Source organism: Methylobacterium sp. Leaf85 (assembly GCF_001422125.1).
GTDB classification, from domain to species: domain Bacteria; phylum Pseudomonadota; class Alphaproteobacteria; order Rhizobiales; family Beijerinckiaceae; genus Methylobacterium; species Methylobacterium bullatum.
Genome location: NZ_LMME01000014.1, coordinates 1 through 19,088, shown reverse-complemented (window position 1 = coordinate 19,088; position 19,088 = coordinate 1). Strand labels below are relative to the sequence as shown.

General features: G+C 68.4%; 14 protein-coding genes. 9 read left to right on the top strand and 5 right to left on the bottom strand.

Annotation, left to right across the window (positions count from 1 at the left end; all coding sequences use genetic code 11):
* Positions 1-52 precede the first annotated feature (52 nt).
* Positions 53-1,468 carry a 3-isopropylmalate dehydratase large subunit gene (leuC, locus tag ASF08_RS11060; RefSeq protein WP_056145021.1) on the bottom strand — a complete coding sequence of 472 codons (1,416 nt, stop codon included), beginning with the start codon at positions 1,466-1,468 and terminating at the stop codon, positions 53-55.
* A gap of 271 nt (positions 1,469-1,739) precedes the next feature.
* Here leuC and ASF08_RS11055 point away from each other — a divergent pair, with 271 nt between their 5' ends.
* The 6 genes from ASF08_RS11055 to ASF08_RS11030 all read left to right on the top strand — a co-directional run bounded on the left by ASF08_RS11055 (position 1,740) and on the right by ASF08_RS11030 (position 8,778).
* Positions 1,740-2,708 carry a 2-hydroxyacid dehydrogenase gene (locus ASF08_RS11055; protein WP_056145018.1) on the top strand — a complete coding sequence of 323 codons (969 nt, stop codon included), beginning with the start codon at positions 1,740-1,742 and terminating at the stop codon, positions 2,706-2,708.
* Entirely contained in the window at positions 2,705-3,709 is a 1,005-nt protein-coding gene (locus ASF08_RS11050) for an AprI/Inh family metalloprotease inhibitor (RefSeq protein WP_056145015.1), read from the top strand. Before ASF08_RS11055 ends, ASF08_RS11050 begins: the two co-directional genes overlap by 4 nt.
* 28 nt (positions 3,710-3,737) lie before the next feature.
* Positions 3,738-4,487 carry an oxygen-dependent tRNA uridine(34) hydroxylase TrhO gene (gene trhO, locus ASF08_RS11045; protein ID WP_056145012.1) on the top strand — a complete coding sequence of 250 codons (750 nt, stop codon included), beginning with the start codon at positions 3,738-3,740 and terminating at the stop codon, positions 4,485-4,487.
* Positions 4,488-4,500: 13 nt separating this feature from the next.
* Positions 4,501-4,719 (top strand): SlyX family protein, encoded by a 219-nt coding sequence (locus ASF08_RS11040; protein WP_056145009.1) that lies wholly within the window; start codon positions 4,501-4,503, stop codon positions 4,717-4,719.
* A 403-nt stretch (positions 4,720-5,122) separates the two neighbouring features.
* Positions 5,123-6,193 carry an acyltransferase family protein gene (locus tag ASF08_RS11035; protein WP_056145006.1) on the top strand — a complete coding sequence of 357 codons (1,071 nt, stop codon included), beginning with the start codon at positions 5,123-5,125 and terminating at the stop codon, positions 6,191-6,193.
* Positions 6,194-6,510: 317 nt separating this feature from the next.
* Complete coding sequence (locus ASF08_RS11030; RefSeq protein WP_082473159.1) at positions 6,511-8,778, top strand: fused MFS/spermidine synthase; 2,268 nt, start codon at positions 6,511-6,513, stop codon at positions 8,776-8,778.
* A gap of 15 nt (positions 8,779-8,793) precedes the next feature.
* On the opposite strand, the gene ASF08_RS11025 is transcribed toward ASF08_RS11030, so the two are convergent.
* Positions 8,794-10,224, bottom strand: a complete 1,431-nt coding sequence (locus ASF08_RS11025; protein ID WP_056145003.1) for a TAXI family TRAP transporter solute-binding subunit — start codon at positions 10,222-10,224, stop codon at positions 8,794-8,796.
* A gap of 167 nt (positions 10,225-10,391) precedes the next feature.
* Between ASF08_RS11025 and ASF08_RS11020 the strand changes: the two genes are divergently transcribed.
* The 3 genes from ASF08_RS11020 (at position 10,392) to ASF08_RS11010 (ending at position 14,102) form a co-directional block, all read left to right on the top strand.
* A complete protein-coding gene (locus tag ASF08_RS11020) occupies positions 10,392-10,979 on the top strand; it encodes a RecX family transcriptional regulator (RefSeq protein WP_056145000.1) in 588 nt (195 codons plus the stop codon).
* A gap of 319 nt (positions 10,980-11,298) precedes the next feature.
* On the top strand, positions 11,299-12,513 hold the full coding sequence (locus tag ASF08_RS11015; RefSeq protein WP_027171783.1) for a putative DNA modification/repair radical SAM protein: 1,215 nt from the start codon (positions 11,299-11,301) through the stop codon (positions 12,511-12,513).
* A complete protein-coding gene (locus tag ASF08_RS11010; protein ID WP_244474504.1) occupies positions 12,513-14,102 on the top strand; it encodes a UdgX family uracil-DNA binding protein in 1,590 nt (529 codons plus the stop codon). The genes ASF08_RS11015 and ASF08_RS11010 overlap by 1 nt, the downstream gene beginning before the upstream one ends.
* A gap of 300 nt (positions 14,103-14,402) precedes the next feature.
* On the opposite strand, the gene ASF08_RS26220 is transcribed toward ASF08_RS11010, so the two are convergent.
* The 3 genes from ASF08_RS26220 to ASF08_RS25535 all read right to left on the bottom strand — a co-directional run.
* Positions 14,403-17,882, bottom strand: a complete 3,480-nt coding sequence (locus tag ASF08_RS26220) for a beta strand repeat-containing protein (protein ID WP_443136818.1) — start codon at positions 17,880-17,882, stop codon at positions 14,403-14,405.
* Positions 17,883-18,277: 395 nt separating this feature from the next.
* On the bottom strand, positions 18,278-18,443 hold a 166-nt coding region (locus tag ASF08_RS26215; protein WP_443136817.1), incomplete at its 3' end, for a VCBS domain-containing protein.
* A gap of 49 nt (positions 18,444-18,492) precedes the next feature.
* The coding region (locus ASF08_RS25535) for an Ig-like domain-containing protein (RefSeq protein ID WP_210166700.1) at positions 18,493-19,088 on the bottom strand (596 nt) is incomplete at both ends.

The following is a 19,088-nucleotide window of genomic DNA, read 5'->3' as shown; positions in this document are numbered from 1 at the left end:
CGCGTCAATCGCGATTCCGGCCCGTTTCGCCGATTCCGCCCAAGCTCGGCGCTCAGGCCTCGCCGCGCCACTCGCGGATGTCGACGAACCGGCCGGCCACGGCGGCGGCGGCGGCCATGGCCGGGGAGACGAGGTGGGTGCGCCCGCGATGGCCCTGGCGGCCTTCGAAGTTGCGGTTGGAGGTGGAGGCGCAGCGCTCGTTGGGGCTGAGGCGGTCGGCATTCATGCCGAGGCACATGGAGCAGCCCGGCTCGCGCCAGTCGAACCCGGCCTCCTTGAGGATGAGGTCGATGCCTTCCGCTTCCGCCTGGGCCTTCACCACGCCGGAGCCCGGCACCACCATGGCCGAGACCGACGGGTGGACCTTGCGGCCCTCCACCATCTTGGCCACAGCGCGCAGGTCCTCGATACGGCCGTTGGTGCAGGAGCCGATGAAGACCCGGTCGACGCTGATGTCGGTGATCTTCGTGCCCGGCGTGAGGCCCATATAGTCGAGGGCCTTCGCCTTCGACTGGCGCTTGTTCTCGTCGGCGATGGCGGCCGGATCGGGCACGAGGCCGGAGATCGAGACCACGTCCTCGGGGCTGGTGCCCCAGCTCACCAGGGGCGGCAGGCTCGCGGCGTCGAGGCGGACCTCGCGGTCGAAGAAGGCGCCCTCGTCGGTGGCGAGGCTGTCCCAATAGGCGCGGGCCCGCTCGAACGCCTCGCCCTTGGGGGCCTTGGGGCGATCCTTGACGTAGGCGTAGGTGATGGCGTCCGGCGCCACCAGGCCGGCGCGGGCGCCGCCCTCGATCGACATGTTGCAGATCGTCATGCGCCCCTCCATCGAGAGGGCGCGGATCGCCTCGCCGGCATATTCGATGACGTAGCCGGTGCCGCCGGCGGTGCCGATCTCGCCGATGATGGCGAGGATGATGTCCTTGGCGGTGACGCCCGGCGGCAGGGTGCCGTCCACGGTGACACGCATGTTCTTGGCCTTGCGCTGCAGCAGCGTCTGGGTGGCGAGCACGTGCTCCACCTCCGAGGTGCCGATGCCATGCGCCAGCGCGCCGAAGGCGCCGTGGGTCGAGGTGTGGCTGTCGCCGCAGACGATGGTCTGGCCCGGCAGGGTGAAGCCCTGCTCCGGGCCGATGACGTGGACGATGCCCTGGCGGCGGTCGAGGGCATCGTAGAACTCGATGCCGAAGTCGCGCACGTTCTCGGCCAGCGTCTCCAACTGGAGGCGGCTCTCGGGATCCTCGATGCCGAAGCGGCGGTCCGAGGTCTGGACGTTGTGGTCCACCACCGCCAGGGTCTTCTCCGGGTGGCGCACGCGCCGTCCGGCCACGCGCAGCCCCTCGAAGGCCTGTGGGCTCGTCACCTCGTGGACGAGGTGGCGGTCGATGTAGAGGAGGCTGGTGCCGTCCGGCTCGACATCGACCACGTGGTCGTCCCAGATCTTGTCGTAGAGGGTGCGCGGGGCAGTCATGGCGTGGCTGTTTCGGTTTTCGTCGTTGATCGGATCACGGGCGAATATGTGACTCTCGACCTCTTTAGTAATGTTCGAAAGGCCCGCTTGGAAGTAGGCCGGCGCACACGGCGCATCGGGCTCATGACTGCCGCCCACGCGCCGCATGGCGGCCTTGGCCGATGCGGGCCGGCCGCGATGGCTGGACCCTGCCCGGAGGGCGGATTACAGCCGTATCCTCTCATGGCCACTCCTTCCATGGCCGGTTCCGGGGACGGATGACGAGCGCGACATGCAGCCTGCCGACCTGTTGCTCCTGAAGCCGATGCAGCCCAGCGTGATGGAGGCGCTGGCGGGCGCCTTCACCCTCCACCGTGCCGACACCGCGCCCGATCCCGACGCGTTCTATCGCGAGATCGGACCGCGCATCCGCGCCATGGCGATCGGGGCGCAGGCCCCCGTCGACCGCGCCCTCTTCGAGCGGCTGCCCCATCTCGAGATCGTGGCGAGTTACGGCGTCGGCTACGATACGATCGATGTCGGCGCCGCGGCGGAGCGGGGCATCGTCGTCACCAACACGCCCGACGTGCTCTCCGACGAGGTGGCCGACCTCGCCCTCGGGCTGCTCCTGGCGACAATCCGAGAGATTCCGCAGGCGGACCGCTACCTGCGCGCCGGGCACTGGCCCACGCGGACCTACCCGCTCACCGCGACCCTGCGCGGCCGGCATGTCGGCATCCTCGGCCTCGGCCGGATCGGGCGGGCCATCGCCCGCCGCCTCGAAGGGTTCGGCGTGACCCTGTCCTATCACGGCCGCCGCCGGCAGGACGACGTGGCCTATGCCTTCCACCCGACCCTGCTGGAAATGGCGCGGGCCGTGGACGTCCTCATGATCGTGGCGCCCGGCGGCCCGGAGACGAACGGCATCGTGAATGCCGAGATCCTCGACGCCCTCGGCTCCGACGGGATCGTCGTCAACGTCGCCCGCGGCAGCCTCGTCGACGAGCCGGCGCTGATCGAGGCCCTGCGATCGGGCGCGATCCACGGCGCGGGGCTCGATGTCTTCGCCGCCGAGCCTCAGGTGCCGGAGGCCTTCCTCGGCCTGGAACGGGTGGTCCTGCTGCCGCATGTGGGCTCGGGCTCCGTCCAGACCCGCGAGGCCATGGGCCGGCTCGTGGTCGACAACCTGCTCTCTTGGTTCTCCGGCAGAGGGGCGCTGACGCCGGTGCCGGAAACGCCGGCGAACGGAGCAGCCCGATGATTTGTCTCGCACGGTCCCGCGCCGGATTTCTCGCCGGCCTGGTGACGATCGCGGCCCTGGCCGGTCCGGCGCAGGCCCAGACTATGACCCAGAATGGGGGGCAGGGGATGGCTCAGGGTGCTCCCCAGACACCCTCGACACCGGCCCCGTCCGCGACGCCCGCGCCGACACCTTCGGAGCCCCCCGCCGCCGCCGGCCCCTCGGAGACGCCCGCCGCGGCGAGCCCGCCCCCCGGCTTCGTGGAGACCCTGCCGCCGACCATCGAAGGGGTTCCCGGCACCTGGGACCTGTCGCGGGACGGCAGCACGCGGCGCTGCGTCATGACCCTCGCGTCGCAGAGCTTCGAGGGCGGGCGGCGCCTGTCGTTTCCCGCCGGGTGCCGCCGCGCCCTGCCGATCCTGAACGAGGTCGCCGCCTGGCTGTTCGTGGACGGCGTCGTCCGCCTCGTGGACAAGAACGTCCGGCCGGTCCTGATCTTCAAGGCGCGGGACGACCGGCGCAGCCTCATGGCCAAGACCGAGGGGGGTGAGGTCTACAGCCTCGTCCCGCTCCAGATCGTGGCGATGGCGCCCCCTCCCGCGCCCGCGCCGGATGGCGGCGCCGGGTTCAAGCTCGAACGGGACGATCCGACTGCCGCAGGGGGCCAGAATACCGGGGCGCAGACTGGCGCAGCGACGCCTGCCGGCGCGCGGCCGACGGCGGGCGTCTACGCCCTCGACCGCTACCGCGAGCAGGACGTCTGCCGCCTGGAACTGAAACCCGCGGAGGGGGGAGGGACCGCCCCGGTCCGCTTGCTCGAGGGCTGCCGCGACAGCGGGCTGACGACCTTCGATCCGGCCGCTTGGCTGGCGGCTCCCGGCCGGCTCACCCTGGTGGCACGGCGCGGCCATGTGGTGGGCCTGGTGCCGGCGGGGGAGAACCATTGGCGGCGCGAGCCGGAAGTCGGCACCACCTTCGTCCTGCGCCGGATCGAGGGCGGGGCGCCCAGCGGTTCCCCCTAAAGGCCACGCCTGATAGACCCTGCCGCCGATGCCCTACACCGTCGCCGCCCTCTACCGCTTCGTTCCCCTGCCCGACGCCGCAGACCTGCGCGACGCGTTGGAGCGGCGTTGCGTGGAACTCGGCATCCTCGGCACGCTCCTCCTGGCGCGCGAGGGGATCAACGGCACCATCGCTGGCAGCGCGGCCGGCATGGCCACGCTCCTGTCCGACCTGCGCGACGGCCCGCTTTTCGGCGAGCGCCTGAGGGATCTCGACGTGAAGCTCTCGAGGGCGGTGGCAGCGCCGTTCGCTCATCTCAAGGTGCGGGTGAAGCGGGAGATCGTGACCTTCGACGACGGCGCCACCGATGCGGGCGAGGCGGGGATTCCCGTGCCGCCCGAGGCGTGGAACGCGCTGCTCGATACGCCGGGCCTCCTCCTCCTCGACACCCGCAACGCCTTCGAGGTCAATCTCGGCACGTTCGAGGGGGCCACGGACCCGCATCTGTCGCGGTTCTCGGATTTCCGGGCCTATGTCGACGGCCTCGACCCCGCCGCGCATCCGGCGGTGGCGATGTTCTGCACCGGCGGCATCCGCTGCGAGAAGGCCGGGGCCTATATGCGCGCCAAGGGGTTCGCCACCGTCCACCATCTCGAGGGCGGCATCCTGCGCTATCTCGAGACGATCCCCGAGGCCGAGAGCCGCTGGCGCGGCGACTGCTTCGTCTTCGACCACCGCATTGCGCTCGGACCCGGCCTCGTCGAGCGGCCCGACCACGATCCCGAGACGCTGCGATGAGGCGGGGCCAGCCATGACCGATGACGATACGCTCTCCGCCCGCATCGACGCCCTGGAGATGCGGCTGACCGAGCAGGACGTGGTGATCGACGACCTCAACGCGACGATCACCGCGCAATGGCGCCAGATCGATGCCCTGACGCGGCATCTGGCCAAGCTCGTGGAGCAGGTCGAGGAGGCCGGCTCCCGCACGGGCACCGGCGCCCCGGAACCGCCCCCGCCGCATTATTGAAGCCCCCCGGACACGCTCCGGCCGGCGGTGGAAGGCCGGCGTCGCGGTCCTCGTGACAGGACGCCGTCGTCGGGTCCCGCCCCGAAGGACCGGGTCGGATGGCGGCCGGATTCTGGCCTTCAACCCAAAGGTGGACGTTCCACCGTCGACTCGACGCGGACATCGATTCGTTGCCGACACGGCTGGTGTGCCCGGGGATCGGGAGGTCTCCCCACCTATCCCTGCTCATCGATGAGTGCCTTCAGACTGCGTTGACGCTTCCGCGGTAGAATAGCTCATCACCGGGGCAGTCTTCATGCAGCCAACGGAACTGATGACGACTGTCACGATGAGCCGCCGCGATCCTGCCAGCCCTTTCAGCCCTGATCGACGTGTGGTTGCTCTCGACGGTCTTCGAGGTCTCATGACGATCTTCGTTGTGATCTCGCATTACTTCGGCGAAGTGCCGAGGGGCCTTTCCGTCTTCATGGTGGGCTGGCTTGCGGTGGACATGTTCTTCGTGCTGAGCGGCTACCTCGTCGGCAAGCTGATCCTCGACAAGAGCCACGCGCGGAACTTTCTGACCGTCTTCTACGTGCGTCGGGCCTGCCGCACGCTGCCGATCTACATGTTGTGCGTTCTCGCGATCTTCGGTCTCGTTAGCTTGGTCGATCGGCCCTGGGCACACGCCGACACGACCTTCCCGCTCTGGTCCTACCTCACCTTCAGCCAAAACGTGTTCATGGCGGCCCGCAACGACGTTGGACATGAGTGGCTCGGTCCGACCTGGACGATGGGCCTCGAAGAGCACTTCTACCTCGCGCTGCCACTCTTGTGCCTGCTCGTGCCGCGTCGCCGCCTCGCTGCAGTGCTCTGCATCATCATGCTCGCGGCGGTGTGCGCTCGGGCAGGCATTCTTCTTTTGGCGCCGGACTGGCGGATGGCGACACTCGTCTTCCTGCCCACCCGAGCCGACGTACTCATCTGCGGCGTGCTCGGGGCACTCGCGATAGCTTCGCCGCGAACCTTAGGGTCACGCCTGGAGTTGCCGCTGCGGCTGGCCGCGCCGCTGCTTCTCCTCGTGACTTGCCTGTTGAAGCTGATGGACAGCGAACAAGGCATCGTTTTCCAAGTCTTCGGGCCGCTCGCCGTTTCAGTGGGATGCACTGCCTTTCTCCTGACCCTCGTGCGCGGCGCACCCGAAGCGATACGCTTCCGTTCGCCGATCCTGTGCTTCTTCGGCACGACCTCCTACGCCGTCTACCTGACGCACATGCCGGTGCTGGGCCTGATGCACGGGCTCATTCTCGGCACAAAACCCGATGTCGGAACGGCGGCGCAATGGGGGGTCACCGTCGCGGCCCTGCCGGTCTGCGTTGCCGTAGGCTGGCTTCTGACGCGTCTCGTGGAGGCGCCGATCAGCGCATATGGGCGCAAATGGTCCTGGCACGAGCCGGCCTCCGCGCACCCTCGAACGGCGGTATCGGCCATTTGAGATCAATCGCGCGGAGCGTGCGCCCGGCGAGAGCTGCGCCCGACCAGGTTGGGTCGAGGCACAACTCTCGGCCTTTGTTGTGCCGCGCTCTTTTTCGCCGAACCGGCATTCACCTCGACGTCGCGGGCGAGGTTTCCGCAAAGGATCGGCCGCACGCTTCGACCAACTCGCTTGTCCCCCCGGTCATCGAAGCCGGTCGGACGAGCGCCGTCCATGACGAATCATGACGTCCGCGAGCGATCCGCCTCCTCCGGAGCAACCACAATTTAACGGCCTCTTCCGTTAATCGGCCGGCGGAAACGGAGTGGGCTCGACCAATGACCATGGCAGCGGACGGAGCCCGGCATGCCGGTTTGAGCGGATCGTCCCGAGCGACGGCGTTTCTCGCGCTGTTCGTCGCCACGATCTTCCTCTCGGCCCTGCTGCTCTTCGGCGTCCAGCCGATGTTCACCAAGATGGTGCTGCCGGTCCTCGGCGGCTCGCCCTCGGTCTGGTCCGTGGCGATGGTGGTGTTCCAGTCCCTGCTTCTGGCCGGCTACGCCTATGCCCATGCCCTGGCCCGCTACCTGCCGCTGCGCGTCGCCGCCCCGCTCCACCTCGCCGTGATGGGCTGCGCCCTGGCGGCTCTGCCGATCGAACTGGCCGCGGGCTGGGGCAAGCCGCCCGCCGATGGGGAAGCCGTCTGGCTGCTCGGGCTGTTCCTCCTCTCGGTGGGCCTGCCGTTCTTCGCCCTGTCGGCGAACGGGCCGCTGCTGCAGGCCTGGTTCTCGCGCTCGAACCACCCCCATGCGCGCGACCCGTACTTCCTCTACGGGGCGTCGAACATCGGTTCCTTCACGGCCCTGATCGCCTATCCCCTCGCCATCGAGCCGCTCCTCACCCTGCGCGACCAGAGCCAGGTCTGGATGCTGGGATTCGCGGTTCTCGCCGGACTGATCGCGATCTGCGCCGCCGCAGCCGCGCGCAACGCCTCGGCCCCGTCCCGGATCGCGGCCGGCGTCGCAGCGGCCTCCGCCTCCCGGCGTGAGATCTGGCGCCAGCGGTTCGGCTGGATCGCCCTCTCCCTGGTGCCCTCGGGCCTCCTCGTCTCGGTGACGGCGCACATCTCCACCGATGTGGCGGCTGCGCCCCTGCTCTGGGTCGCGCCCCTGGCGCTGTTCCTCCTCACCTTCGTCCTCGCCTTCCGCGAGCGGATGGTCCCGTCCCAGACCGTCCTCGCCTGTATCCAGGTCTTCGGCACCGCGATGGCGCTCCTGCCCATGACGGCGGCGTTCCCGCTCGGCATCGGATTGGCGCTCCATCTCGGCCTTTTCTTCGTCAACGCCATGATCTGCCACGGGGCGCTCTACACGCGCCGCCCGGATGCGGCGCGGCTCACCGAGTTCTATCTCTGCCTGTCCTTCGGAGGCATGCTCGGGGGCATCTTCTGTGGGCTCCTCGCGCCGCGCATCTTCTCCACCGTCCTCGAATACCCGATCCTGCTCGTGGCCGCCCTGCTGTGCCGGCCGGACCTGTCCATCCTGTCCGCCGCGTCCTGGCGCGAGAACCGGCGGTCGCTCGCCATCCTGGCCGGGCTGATCGTGCTGGCCCTCCTGATCAACCTGACGATCCTGCCACGCTCATGGCTCATCGTCGGCGCCCTCTGCCTGATGGGGGCGATGATCGCATTCTGGCGCAAGCCGCAGAACGTGGCGCTTCTGGCGATGGGCCTCGCCCTGTTCTCGGCCACGGTCAGCGGAGCCCTGACCTCGGGCGCGTCGGTGCGCTCGTTCTTCGGGGTGCACAAGATCGCCACCTCGACGGACGGACACTTCCGCACCCTCAGCCACGGCACCACCCTGCACGGCGCGATGCGGATCACCAACGAGGACGGTACGCCGTTCACCGGGCGGCCCGAGCCGGTGACCTACTTCACCATGGAGGGCGGCATCGGCCGCGCGATCGCAGCCGTCCGGTCACGCCAAGGCGGACGCCTCGACACGGTGGCCGTGGTCGGGCTCGGTGCCGGCAGCCTCGCCTGCCATGCCCAGGCCGGCGAGGCTTGGACCTTCCTGGAGATCGACCCGGAAGTGGTCCGCATCGCGCGGAATCCCGCCCTGTTCCGCTTCCTCGGCGCCTGCGCCCCCGATGCCCGGATCGTCCTCGGCGATGCGCGCCTGACCCTGGCCGACGAGCCCGGCGGGAAGAGCCTGATCGTGGTCGACGCCTTCTCCTCCGACTCGATCCCGAGCCATCTCATGACGCGGGAAGCACTGGCGCTCTACGCCGCGAAGCTCGCGCCCGACGGCGCCCTCGTCGTCCACATCTCGAACCGGCACCTCGAACTGCGCCACATCCTCGCCCGCGCGGCAGCCGACAAGGGCCTCGTCACCTTCGTCCGCGACGGGCGCCTGATGGACAGCATCGACGGACCGCGCTTCCGTCAGGCCTCCATCGTCGTCGCCATCGCCCGCGACGAGGCCCATCTCGGGACGCTCGCCGAACCGGGCGAGTGGACGCGGGTCGTGCCCGACATGGGCCGCCGTCCCTGGAGCGACGATTTCAGCAACGTCGTCGAGGCCATGCTCGACGAGATGAGGCGATGAGGGGAGAAGCCGCGCCTATTCCGCCGCCGGCCGATCCAGCCTGAGAAGACGCGCGGACCGCGTCCGCAGGGGCCGGCGCTCGGGCTCGGCGCCGGTGACGAGGGACCGGCGGGCATCGGCGATGGCGCCGTGCACGGCGTCGATGGCCAGGATCAGGGCGTTCATCGCGCGGGTGTCGACGTTGCGCTCGCGGGCGTGCTGGACGACGTCGGTGACGAGGTCGTCGGTCTCGCGAACGAGGCCGTCGAGCTGCTCCCTCGTGGTGGCCGAGCGGATGTCCCTGAGGATGTCGAGGAGCCGGTCGAGGACCACGTCCACCCGCTCGCGGCGCTGGCGGGCGAGGCGCTGGCCGAGCCAGGCGATGCCGGAGCCGATCGTGCCGCCGAAGAAGGCGAGGAGGTAGACGTAATCCTCGTAGCGTTCGAACAGGGTCTGCTGCTCCCGCTCGAAATAATCGACCGCGCCCGGATGGTTGGGCAGGCGGGCGCTGGTGGCGGCCACCGACGTCTCGAAATCCGGGGCCTTCATCAGGTTGGCGATGGGCGCGCCGGGCGCCAGCTTCGAGCGCCATTCGAACAGGTGCTGCGTGACGGAGGCCACCGAGTAGCGGCTCACCCCGCCCCGCGCCATCAGCCGGTAGGAAGCGCCCACCGTCTTCACGTCCTCCTCGGGGCGCTTGGGCCGGCCGCCGAACGTGCCGGCGGGGATCGTCGCCGATTGCAGTTCGGGCATCCGCTGCACGATGGCGTCGCCGTCGGGGACGGAGACGATGGTGATCTTCTTCTCATGGGAGGCCATCTCCACCGCCCGGACCGTGGAGATCGCGGCCTTCGAGGTCGGCGCCGCGATGACGGCGACGGCGTCCACGGTGCCGGCCTGCAGCGCGGCGGTCACCTCGCCGGGCTTGAGCGGCACCAGGGCGATATGGCCGGCGGTGAGGGCATGGCCGGGCTCGGGCGCCGGCACGGGGGTGAAATCGTAGAAGCCGAGGAGGTTGGTGACGAAGGGCCGGTCGGCCGCGTGTCGTTCGACGATGCCGAGGCGCTTGGTCGCGAGGTCGGGGAAGCTCTCGATCGCGCTGGCCTCGGGGGTGGCGATGAGGAGCGTCTCCTCGTGAAGGAGCGCCAGCGTCAGGCCGTTATCGGGCAGGAAGACGTCGGGCCGGACCACGGCGAGATCGGCGTTCCCGGCCTGGAGCGCGGCGGCGCTGTCGCGCACGTCGTCATAGGTCCGCACGTTGAGGCGCACGTCCTCCCGCGCCCGTTTGAGGGCCTGGGCATAGGTTTCGAGCAACTGCGCCTCGGCCCCGTCGCGCGGACCGACCGCCACGGTGAGCACCGTCGGGCGCGACAGGTAGACCACGGCGGCCGCGAGAACGGCGAAGCCGAGGCCGAGCGCGACCAGGAGCCACTCGCGCTTCAGGAGGAATGCCGGCATGACATGCATGCGTCCTCTCGGGGTAAGACAGGCAACCGGTTCACGGTCGAGACGAGGCGCCTCATGATCCTGAAACCTGTCCGAAGCGTGATGAACCGATGAGCGCTCGAAACGTTGCAGCGGGACGTGTCGTGCCCTCGCGACAGGCAAAATCCACGCCCCGCGAGGCAAAGCCAATGTCGCGCGAGGCAGAGCCCACGCCCCGCGCGGCGAAACCTACGCCGCCGATCACGGCCGCGTATCTGGAGCGCGTCGCCCTGCAGTATCTGGAGCGCTACAGCGCCTCCGTAGCGATGCTGCGCCAGACCTTGGAGCGCCGGGTCGCCAAGCGGTGCCGGCTCCGGGACGAAGACCCCGCCGCCTTCGCCGAGACCGTCGCCGCCATCGTGGAGCGCGCCCGTTCCTCCGGCCTCGTGGACGACGCCCGGTTCACCGCCGCGCGGGCGGCGACCCTGCGCCGGCGCGGGGCCTCCGCCCGCGGCCTCTCGGCCAAGCTCGCCGCCAAGGGGGTCGACCGGACGCTCATCGCCGAAACCCTGGAGACCGAGCGCGACCGGGGTGAGGAGGAGGGCACCGATGCCGAGGAGGTGGCGGCCCGCGCCTATGCCAAGCGCCGCCGGCTCGGCCCGTTCCGCCGCCCCGACCTCCGCGCCGCCCACCGCGACAAGGATCTCGCCTCGATGGCGAGGGCCGGGTTCTCGTACGGATTGGCGAAAACGATCGTCGACGAGGAGGTGATTGCGGAGGACGGGCTCGACCGGTGATGGCCGTCTCGTCGTGAGCCGGGCGGTGCTGCCCCACTCCTCGCACGCCTACGGCATTCACACCTTTCGCGCGCTACGCGGCCGTCCTCCCACTTGTGGGGAGGAATTGGAGGTGGGGGTGGTTGGGTGACCCTCAGCCGTCGGAGGCCAGCGGCGCCACCCCCACTCCTGACCTCTCCCCACAGGGGGGAGAGGGACGCGCGATGCCAGATGAACCCGGTGGTCCCACATGCGGGGAGACGGGAAAGCGCGCTGCGACATTTTCGGCCGCGCCCGACAAAAACTTGAACGAAACACGAACGACGCGCATGTCCCTATCATGGACGAGACCCTCGCCAAGAAGCTGCGCATCCTGGCCGATGCCGCGAAATACGATGCGTCCTGCTCCTCGTCGGGGGCGCCCAAACGGGTGGCCGGCAAGGGCGAACTCGGCTCGACCACCGGCGCCGGCATCTGCCACGCCTACACGCCGGACGGGCGCTGCATCTCGCTCCTGAAGATCCTGCTGACCAATTACTGCCTGTTCGACTGCGCCTATTGCGTGAACCGGCGCTCCTCCAACGTCGCCCGCGCCAAGTTCACCGTCGAGGAGGTCGTGACCCTCACGGTGGAGTTTTACAAGCGCAACTATATCGAAGGGTTGTTCCTCTCCTCGGGCATCATCAAGTCGCCCGACCACACGATGGAACTGCTGACGCGGGTGGCGAAGTCCCTGCGGCGCGACCACGGCTTTCGCGGCTACATCCACCTCAAGTCAATCCCGGAGGCGAGCCCGTGGCTGGTGGAGGAGGCGGGGCTCTATGCCGACCGGCTCTCGATCAACCTCGAACTCCCCACCGATGCCAGCCTGCACCGGCTGGCGCCGGAAAAGAACGGCCCGGTCATCCAGAACGCGATGAAGCAGATCGGCGCCCGGATCACCGAGGCGAAGGCCGAGAAGCGCCGGTTCTCGCCCGCCGGGCAGTCGACGCAGGTCATCGTCGGTGCGGACACCACCACCGACGAGGCGCTGATCCGCAAGAGCGCCCTTCTCTACGGCTCGTTCAACCTGAAGCGGGTGTATTACTCGGCCTTCAGCCCGATCCCAGACGGCTCCGCCATCCTGCCCCTGAAATCCCCGCCGCTCCAGCGCGAGCACCGGCTCTATCAGGCCGATTGGCTGATCCGGTATTACGATTTCTCCGCCGACGACGTGGCCGATGCCGCCGAAGACGGGATGTTTTCTCTCGACATCGACCCGAAACTGGCCTGGGCGCTGAAGCATCGGGGGCGTTTCCCCGTGGACGTGAATGTCGCCGACCGGGAGATGCTGCTGCGGGTGCCGGGCCTCGGTGCGCGGGCCGTCGACAAGATCGTGAAGGCGCGCCGCCACACGCGGCTGCGCCTGGACGACGTCGCCCGTCTCACCTCCGGCCTCAAGCGCGCCCGCCCGTTCCTGATTGCCGCCGATTATCACCCGGGACCCGGGGGCACCGACAGGCTGGACCTGCGCGCCAAGCTCGTCGAGCCGGCGCGGCAGCTGAGCCTGTTCTGATGGACCGCGATGGTGAGCACCACCCTCCCCCCTCTGCGGGGGAGGGTGCCTGCGGAGCAGGCGGGAGAGGGGGCGACCTTTCCGGAGATGGCGCTTCCCTCTCCAGACCCTCGCTTACGCGAGGGCCACTCTCCCTCGCAGAGGGGGCAAGGTCGGGTGGATCACTCCAAACGATCACCCTCCGCGAGGGCGCCGATCTCGACGGGTTCCGCGCCGCAGCGCGCCTGCTCGCCGCCGCATCGGTCCCGCCCGATAGAGTAGTCTGGTCCATCGGGCAGGCCCCCGGCCTGTTCGGACAGGTCTCCCAGCCAGAATCCGGCTCCGATGCGCCACTAAGCCTGCCGCGCGCGGCGGCCGACCTGATCCGCATGGTCGTCCCGCACCGCGACCCCGAGCGCTATGCCCTGCTCTACACCCTGATCTGGCGCGTCACCCATGGCGAGCGCGGGCTGATGGAGGTCGGAAGCGATCCGCTGGTCCATCGCCTCGACCGGATGCGCAAGGCCATCGCCCGCGACCTCCACAAGATGCACGCCTTCCTGCGGTTCCGGCGGACGGAAGCCGATGGCGTCGAGCGCTTCGTCGCCTGGTTCGAGCCGGACCATCACATCCTCGAGGCGGCGAGCACGTTCTTCGTCGCGCGCTTCCGATCCCTGAACTGGTCGATCCTCACGCCGGACGGCTCGGCCCATTGGGACGGCGACACCCTGACCTTTGGGCCGCCGGGACGTCGCGAGGATGCCCCCGAGGCCGATGGGTTCGAGGCCGGCTGGCGCGATTACTACGAGAGCACGTTCAACCCCGCCCGCACCAACCTCGCCGCCATGCGGGCGGAGATGCCGAAGAAGTACTGGCGCAACATGCCGGAGACTGCGGCGATTCCCGGCCTCGTCCGTGCTGCGTCCGCCCGCACGGACGCCATGATCGAACGGGAGCCGCAGATGCCGACCAAGCGCAATCCCGCCAAGGCCGTCGCCGCGATGTCCGACCAGGATCCCGCCTCACTGGAGGAGCTCAACGCCATCATCCGGCGCTCCGAGCCCCTGGTGCCGGGCGCGACTCAGGCGGTCCTCGGCGAAGGCCCCGCCCATGCCGCCATCGCTTTCGTCGGCGAGCAGCCGGGCGATCAGGAGGACCGGCAGGGCCGTCCTTTCGTGGGACCGGCCGGGCAGCTGCTGTCCCGCGCCATGGCGGATGCCGGGATAGAGCGGAACGCGGCCTACCTCACCAATGCGGTCAAGCACTTCAAGTTCGAAGAGCGTGGCAAGCGCCGCATCCACCAGAAGCCCACCGCCGGCGAGGTCAGCCATTACCGCTGGTGGCTCGACCGGGAGCTGGATTTCGTGGCTCCCAAGCTCGTCGTGGCCCTGGGCGCCACCGCCGTCCTGGCCCTGACGGGCAAGGCGATCCCCATCACCCGCGCCCGTGGCCCGGCCTCCTTCGGCAAGGCCTATGAGGGGTTCATCACCGTGCACCCCTCTTATCTCCTGCGCCTGCCGGACGAGGCCAAAGACGAAGCCTACGCGGCCTTCGTGGCCGACCTGAAACGGGTCGGAGATCTGGCGCGCGAGCTGGCGAGCTCGGTCTGAATCTTCATGGGTCGTCCGGCCTGTTTGCGCCGGGATGGCCAAGCCCTGGCCGCCACCGCCATCGACAAGTAACTCCTCGGCACTTCCGACCACGCGGCGATGGGCGCCTCCGCGCCGCTTCTCGCGGAGACGGCCGCCAACATCGCCCAGATACGGCTTCGGGCCCGACGAATCCTTCGATTCGCCGAGCCCGATATGCCGTTCAAGACGAGAGGCGACCCGGCCTACAGGCCAACTCGTCTCGGCGATACTGTGTCGAATTCGAAAGGCGGATCGAATGACGACCCGCCTCTGGTCTATTTAACCGATGATCGAGAAGTCGTCATGGGTGAGGACGATCTTGTTGTCCAAGGTCGCGAACTGAACCGCCTTGGTCTTCCCGCTTCCGTCCGCATCGTAGAACAATGCGCCCGAGTCGCGATCGTAGAGGATCCGGTCGGTCCTATCGACGATCCCACCGGATGTCGCCGAGATATCCTTGAACGCAGCGTCAGCCAATGTTCCCGCCGTCAGAGCGGCGAAGACTGCCTGAGAAAGCGCGATGGTGTCGTGCGTTGCCGATGTGGTCGGCGACAACGCGATGAAGTCCGTGATGTGATCGACGTTGCTGGCCCGCAATGCGGTACTGAAGACGAAGGTGTCGCGCCCGGCACCTCCGGTCAGAATGTCCTGACCGGCCAAGCCATCGATCCGGTTGTTCGCCGCATTACCGATGAGGGTGTTATCCAGCGAGTTGCCCAGTGCGTTGATGGCGCTGGAGCCCGTCAGGGTCAGGTTCTCGGCATACGTTCCCCCGAGGGAGAAGGACACTGTCGACTGGACCAGATCTATGCCCGCGTCATCCTTCAGCTCGATCACCCGGTCACCGGCATTGTCGATGACATAGGTATCCGACCCGACACCACCGATCAGCCTGTCGGCCCCGGTGCCGCCGTTGAGGATGTTGGCGCCATCGTTACCCGTGATGACGTTCGCGAGCGAGTTGCCGGTGCCGTTGATGTTGCCGGTGCCGGTGAGAGTCAGATTCTCCACATAGAGACCGGCCAGCGAGTACGAAACCGAAGCCTGCGCCACGTCCGTTCCTGCATCGCCCTTCAACTCGACGAGACGATCGCCAGCGCTGTCGACGATGAAGGTGTCGGAGCCCACGCCGCCGATCATCGTATCGGCACCGCGCCCGCCATCGAGGGTGTTGTCCCCCCCGTTACCGCGGATGATGTTGTTGAGAGAGTTGCCGGTTCCGTCGAGATTGGCGGAGCCAGTGAGGGTCAGTTCTTCGACATAGGTCCCACCGAGGGAGTAGGAAGCCGAGGACTGTACGACATCGATTCCGTCACCGTTCTTCGCTTCGATTACCCGATCGCTCGCATCGTCGACGACGTAGGTATCGCTACCACCGAGACCGCTGGCCGACGTGCCGCTGCCGGTGAGGAGGAAAATGTTGGCCCCCTCCGTTCCGAGCGACGACCCGGTCACCGCCACCTTGAGATCGGCCGAACTCGTCAAGCCGGCTCCATCCCGCATCGTGTAGCTGAAGGTTTCATTTCGGGTCTCACCGACCTTCAAGAGGCCTTCGCTATCCGCGGCGTAGGTGTAGCTGCCGTCCGCGTTGATCGTCAGCGAGCCATAGGCACCGGCGATCGACGCGGTTCCGTTCACCAAGGCGACCGAACCTCCACCGGCAAAGGCGATGGTCGACACCGTCTTAGTGTCACCGATATCGGCATCGGTGTCGTTGGTGAGAACGTTCTCGGAAACCGAGAGACGCTGGGTCACGGTGCTCGTGTCGCTCCCTGCCACCGGCGCGTCGTTCACCGGATCGACGGTGACGCGGATCGTGTCCGTCGTCGTGGCAGCCACGGCCGTTCCGTCCTGTGACGTCGCCGTCACGGTCAGGCGGAAATCCGCGTCCGAGTTGGCCGCAGGCGTGATCGCCAGGCCCGCGAGCTGGCTCGCGGTCAGGGTGATCGAGCCCGACGACACCACCAGCGTGTCACCCGCCGCGTTCGACAGGGTCGCGCCGGTCGGAATGTCGCTGATCGTGACCGTCAGCACTTCGCCGGCATCGGTCAGGGACGGGGTGATCGTCAGCGCGATCGCGCTGTCCTCGTCGCCCGTCGCCGTCGCACCGACCGTCAGGGTCGGAGCATCCGACACCGGGTTCACCGTGACCGCGATGGTCTCGGCCAGCGCGATCGCGCTGTCCTCGTCGCCCGTCGCCGTCGCACCGACCGTCAGGGTCGGAGCATCCGACACCGGGTTCACCGTGACCGCGATGGTCTCGGCCGTCGTCGTCGCTGCCGTCGCCGTCCCGTCTTTCGACGTCGCCGTCACGGTCAGGCTGAAGTCCACGTCCGAGTTGGCCGCAGGCGTGATCGCCAGGCCCGCGAGCTGGCTCGCGGTCAGGGTGATCGAGCCCGACGACACCGCCAGCGTGTCACCCGCTGCGTTCGAGAGGGTCGCGCCGGCAGGGATGTCGCTGATCGTGACCGTCAGCACTTCGCTGCCGTCGGTGAGCGACGGGGTGATCTCCAGCGCGATCGCGTTCGCGGCCACGGCCGTCCCGTCCTGGGAGATCGCCTCCACCGTCAGGCGGAAGTCCGCGTCCGAGTTGGGGGCGGGCGTCACCGTCAGACCGGTGAGCTCGCCGGACGTCAGCGTGTAGCTGCCATCCTGGTTCAGCGTACCGGCCGAGAGCACCGCTCCCTCCGGAAGACCGCTGATCCGGATCGACAGCGTCTCGCCGCTATCCACCAGGCTCGACGTGATCTCCAGCGCGATCGCGCTGTCCTCGTCGCCCGTCGCCGTCGCACCGACCGTCAGGGTCGGAGCATCCGACACCGGGTTCACCGTGACCGCGATGGTCTCGGCCGTCGTCGTCGCTGCCGCGTTCGAGAGGGTCGCGCCGGCAGGGATGTCGCTGATCGTGACCGTCAGCACTTCGCTGCCGTCGGTGAGCGACGGGGTGATCTCCAGCGCGATCGCGYTGTCCTCGTCGCCCGTCGCCGTCGCACCGACCGTCAGGGTCGGMGYRTCCGACACCGGATCGACATTCACGGTCACGGTCGCGGGAGCGCTGACGCCTCCGCGGCCGTCTGACGCCGTGTAGGTGAAGGTGGCCGGACCGCTGAAGTTGGCCGTCGGTGTGAAGACCACCGATCCGTTCACGATCGCAACGGTGCCGCCGGTACCTTCCGTGACGGACTGGATGACGAGGGCATCGGCATCCGCATCGGTGTCATTGCCGAGCAGTTGGGTCGCGGTGAACGTGACGACCGTGTCTTCCGTGGCGGTCAGGGCGTCGGCGACGGCCACCGGCGCGTCGTTGACGAGTTGGACCGCCGAGATCGTGCCGTCGGCGAACCGGAACTGCTCGACGTTGCGCACGGTGTCGGTCCCATCGGGACTGTTGAGCCGTTTGTCCGTGATGAGGAAATCGGAACCGCTCGCGACGATCGTGTAATCCCGCAGGTTGCCGCTGAAGGCAGCGACGTCGGCCCCGCCCGAATCCTGGCCTCCGCCGTCGATGGTGTCGTCGCCGCCGCCGCCAGTCAGGATGTCATTGCCCGAGCCACCGGCCAGGGTGTCGTCGCCGGCCTGACCGAAGATCTGGTCGCTGCCCGAGCCGCCATTGATGACGTCGTCACCGGCACCGCCGAACAGGTCGTCGTCGCCGCCCGCTCCGTTGATGGTGTCGTCGCTCGCGCCGCCTTTGACCTCGTCGATCGCACCGGTGCCGTTGAAGGTTTCACCGCCGTCGTTGAGTACCTTCGTATCCACGTTGGTAACGGTGATGGCCACGGACTTGCTGACCGTCTCGCCGCCAGACGTCGCCTGGATGACGACGTCGTAGACGTTGTTTTTGCCGGCATCGGCGGGGTTTTCGAAGTCGGGCGCTGTCTTGAAGGTCACCAGACCGGTGCTGGTGTCGATGTTGAACAGGGCATTGTCGGCTCCGCCCGAACCGAAGGCATAGGAGGCCGTCTGGCCCTGATCGGCATCCGTTGCGACGGCCTGGTAGGCCGTGCCAGTGCCGTTCTCAAGGAACGATGCTGTGCCTGCGGAGGTGAAGACAGGCGCGTCGTTCACGCCCGTCACCGTGATGGTCAGCTGTGCGGTGTCGTTGGCGCCGGTGGGGTCCGTGACGATGTAGTCGACGACGACGTCGCGCGTCNGCGCGTCGTTCACGCCCGTCACCGTGATGGTCAGCTGTGCGGTGTCGTTGGCGCCGGTGGGGTCCGTGACGATGTAGTCGACGACGACGTCGCGCGTCACGCCTTCGGCGAGGTTCTGGTAGGCCGCGTTGGTCGTGTCGAGGGTGTAGCTGCCGTCGCTCTGCAGCGTGAAGCCCGCAGGCRCGGTGCCCGAGACCGYRTAGGTCAGCGTATCNCTGGTAGGCCGCGTTGGTCGTGTCGAGGGTGTAGCTGCCGTCGCTCTGCAGCGTGAAGCCCGCAGGCRCGGTGCCCGAGACCGYRTAGGTCAGCGTATCRCCGTCGACGTCGCTGTCGTTGGTCGCCACCGAGCCGGTGATCGAGGCATCCTCGGCYCCGGMMTTGGTGTCGTTCACGGCCTCCGGCGCGTCGTTCAYGCCCGTCACCGTGATGGTCAGCTGTGCGGTATCGTTGGCGCCGGTGGGGTCCGTGACGATGTAGTCGACGACGACGTCGCGCGTCGCGCCTTCGGCGAKGYTCTGGTAGGCCGCGTTGGTCGTGTCGAGGGTGTAGCTGCCGTCGCTCTGMAGCGTGAAGCCCGCAGGCACGGTGCCCGAGACCGYRTAGGTCAGCGTATCGCCGTCGAYGTCGCTGTCGTTGGTCGCCACCGAGCCGGTGATCGAGGCATCCTCGRCTCCGGAATTGGCGTCGTTCACGGCCTCCGGCGCGTCGTTCACGCCCGTCACCGTGATGGTCAGATCAGCCGTCTTGGTCCCGCCGTTGCCGTCCGAGACGGTGTAGGCGACCACGACGTCGCGCGTCGCGCCTTCGGCAA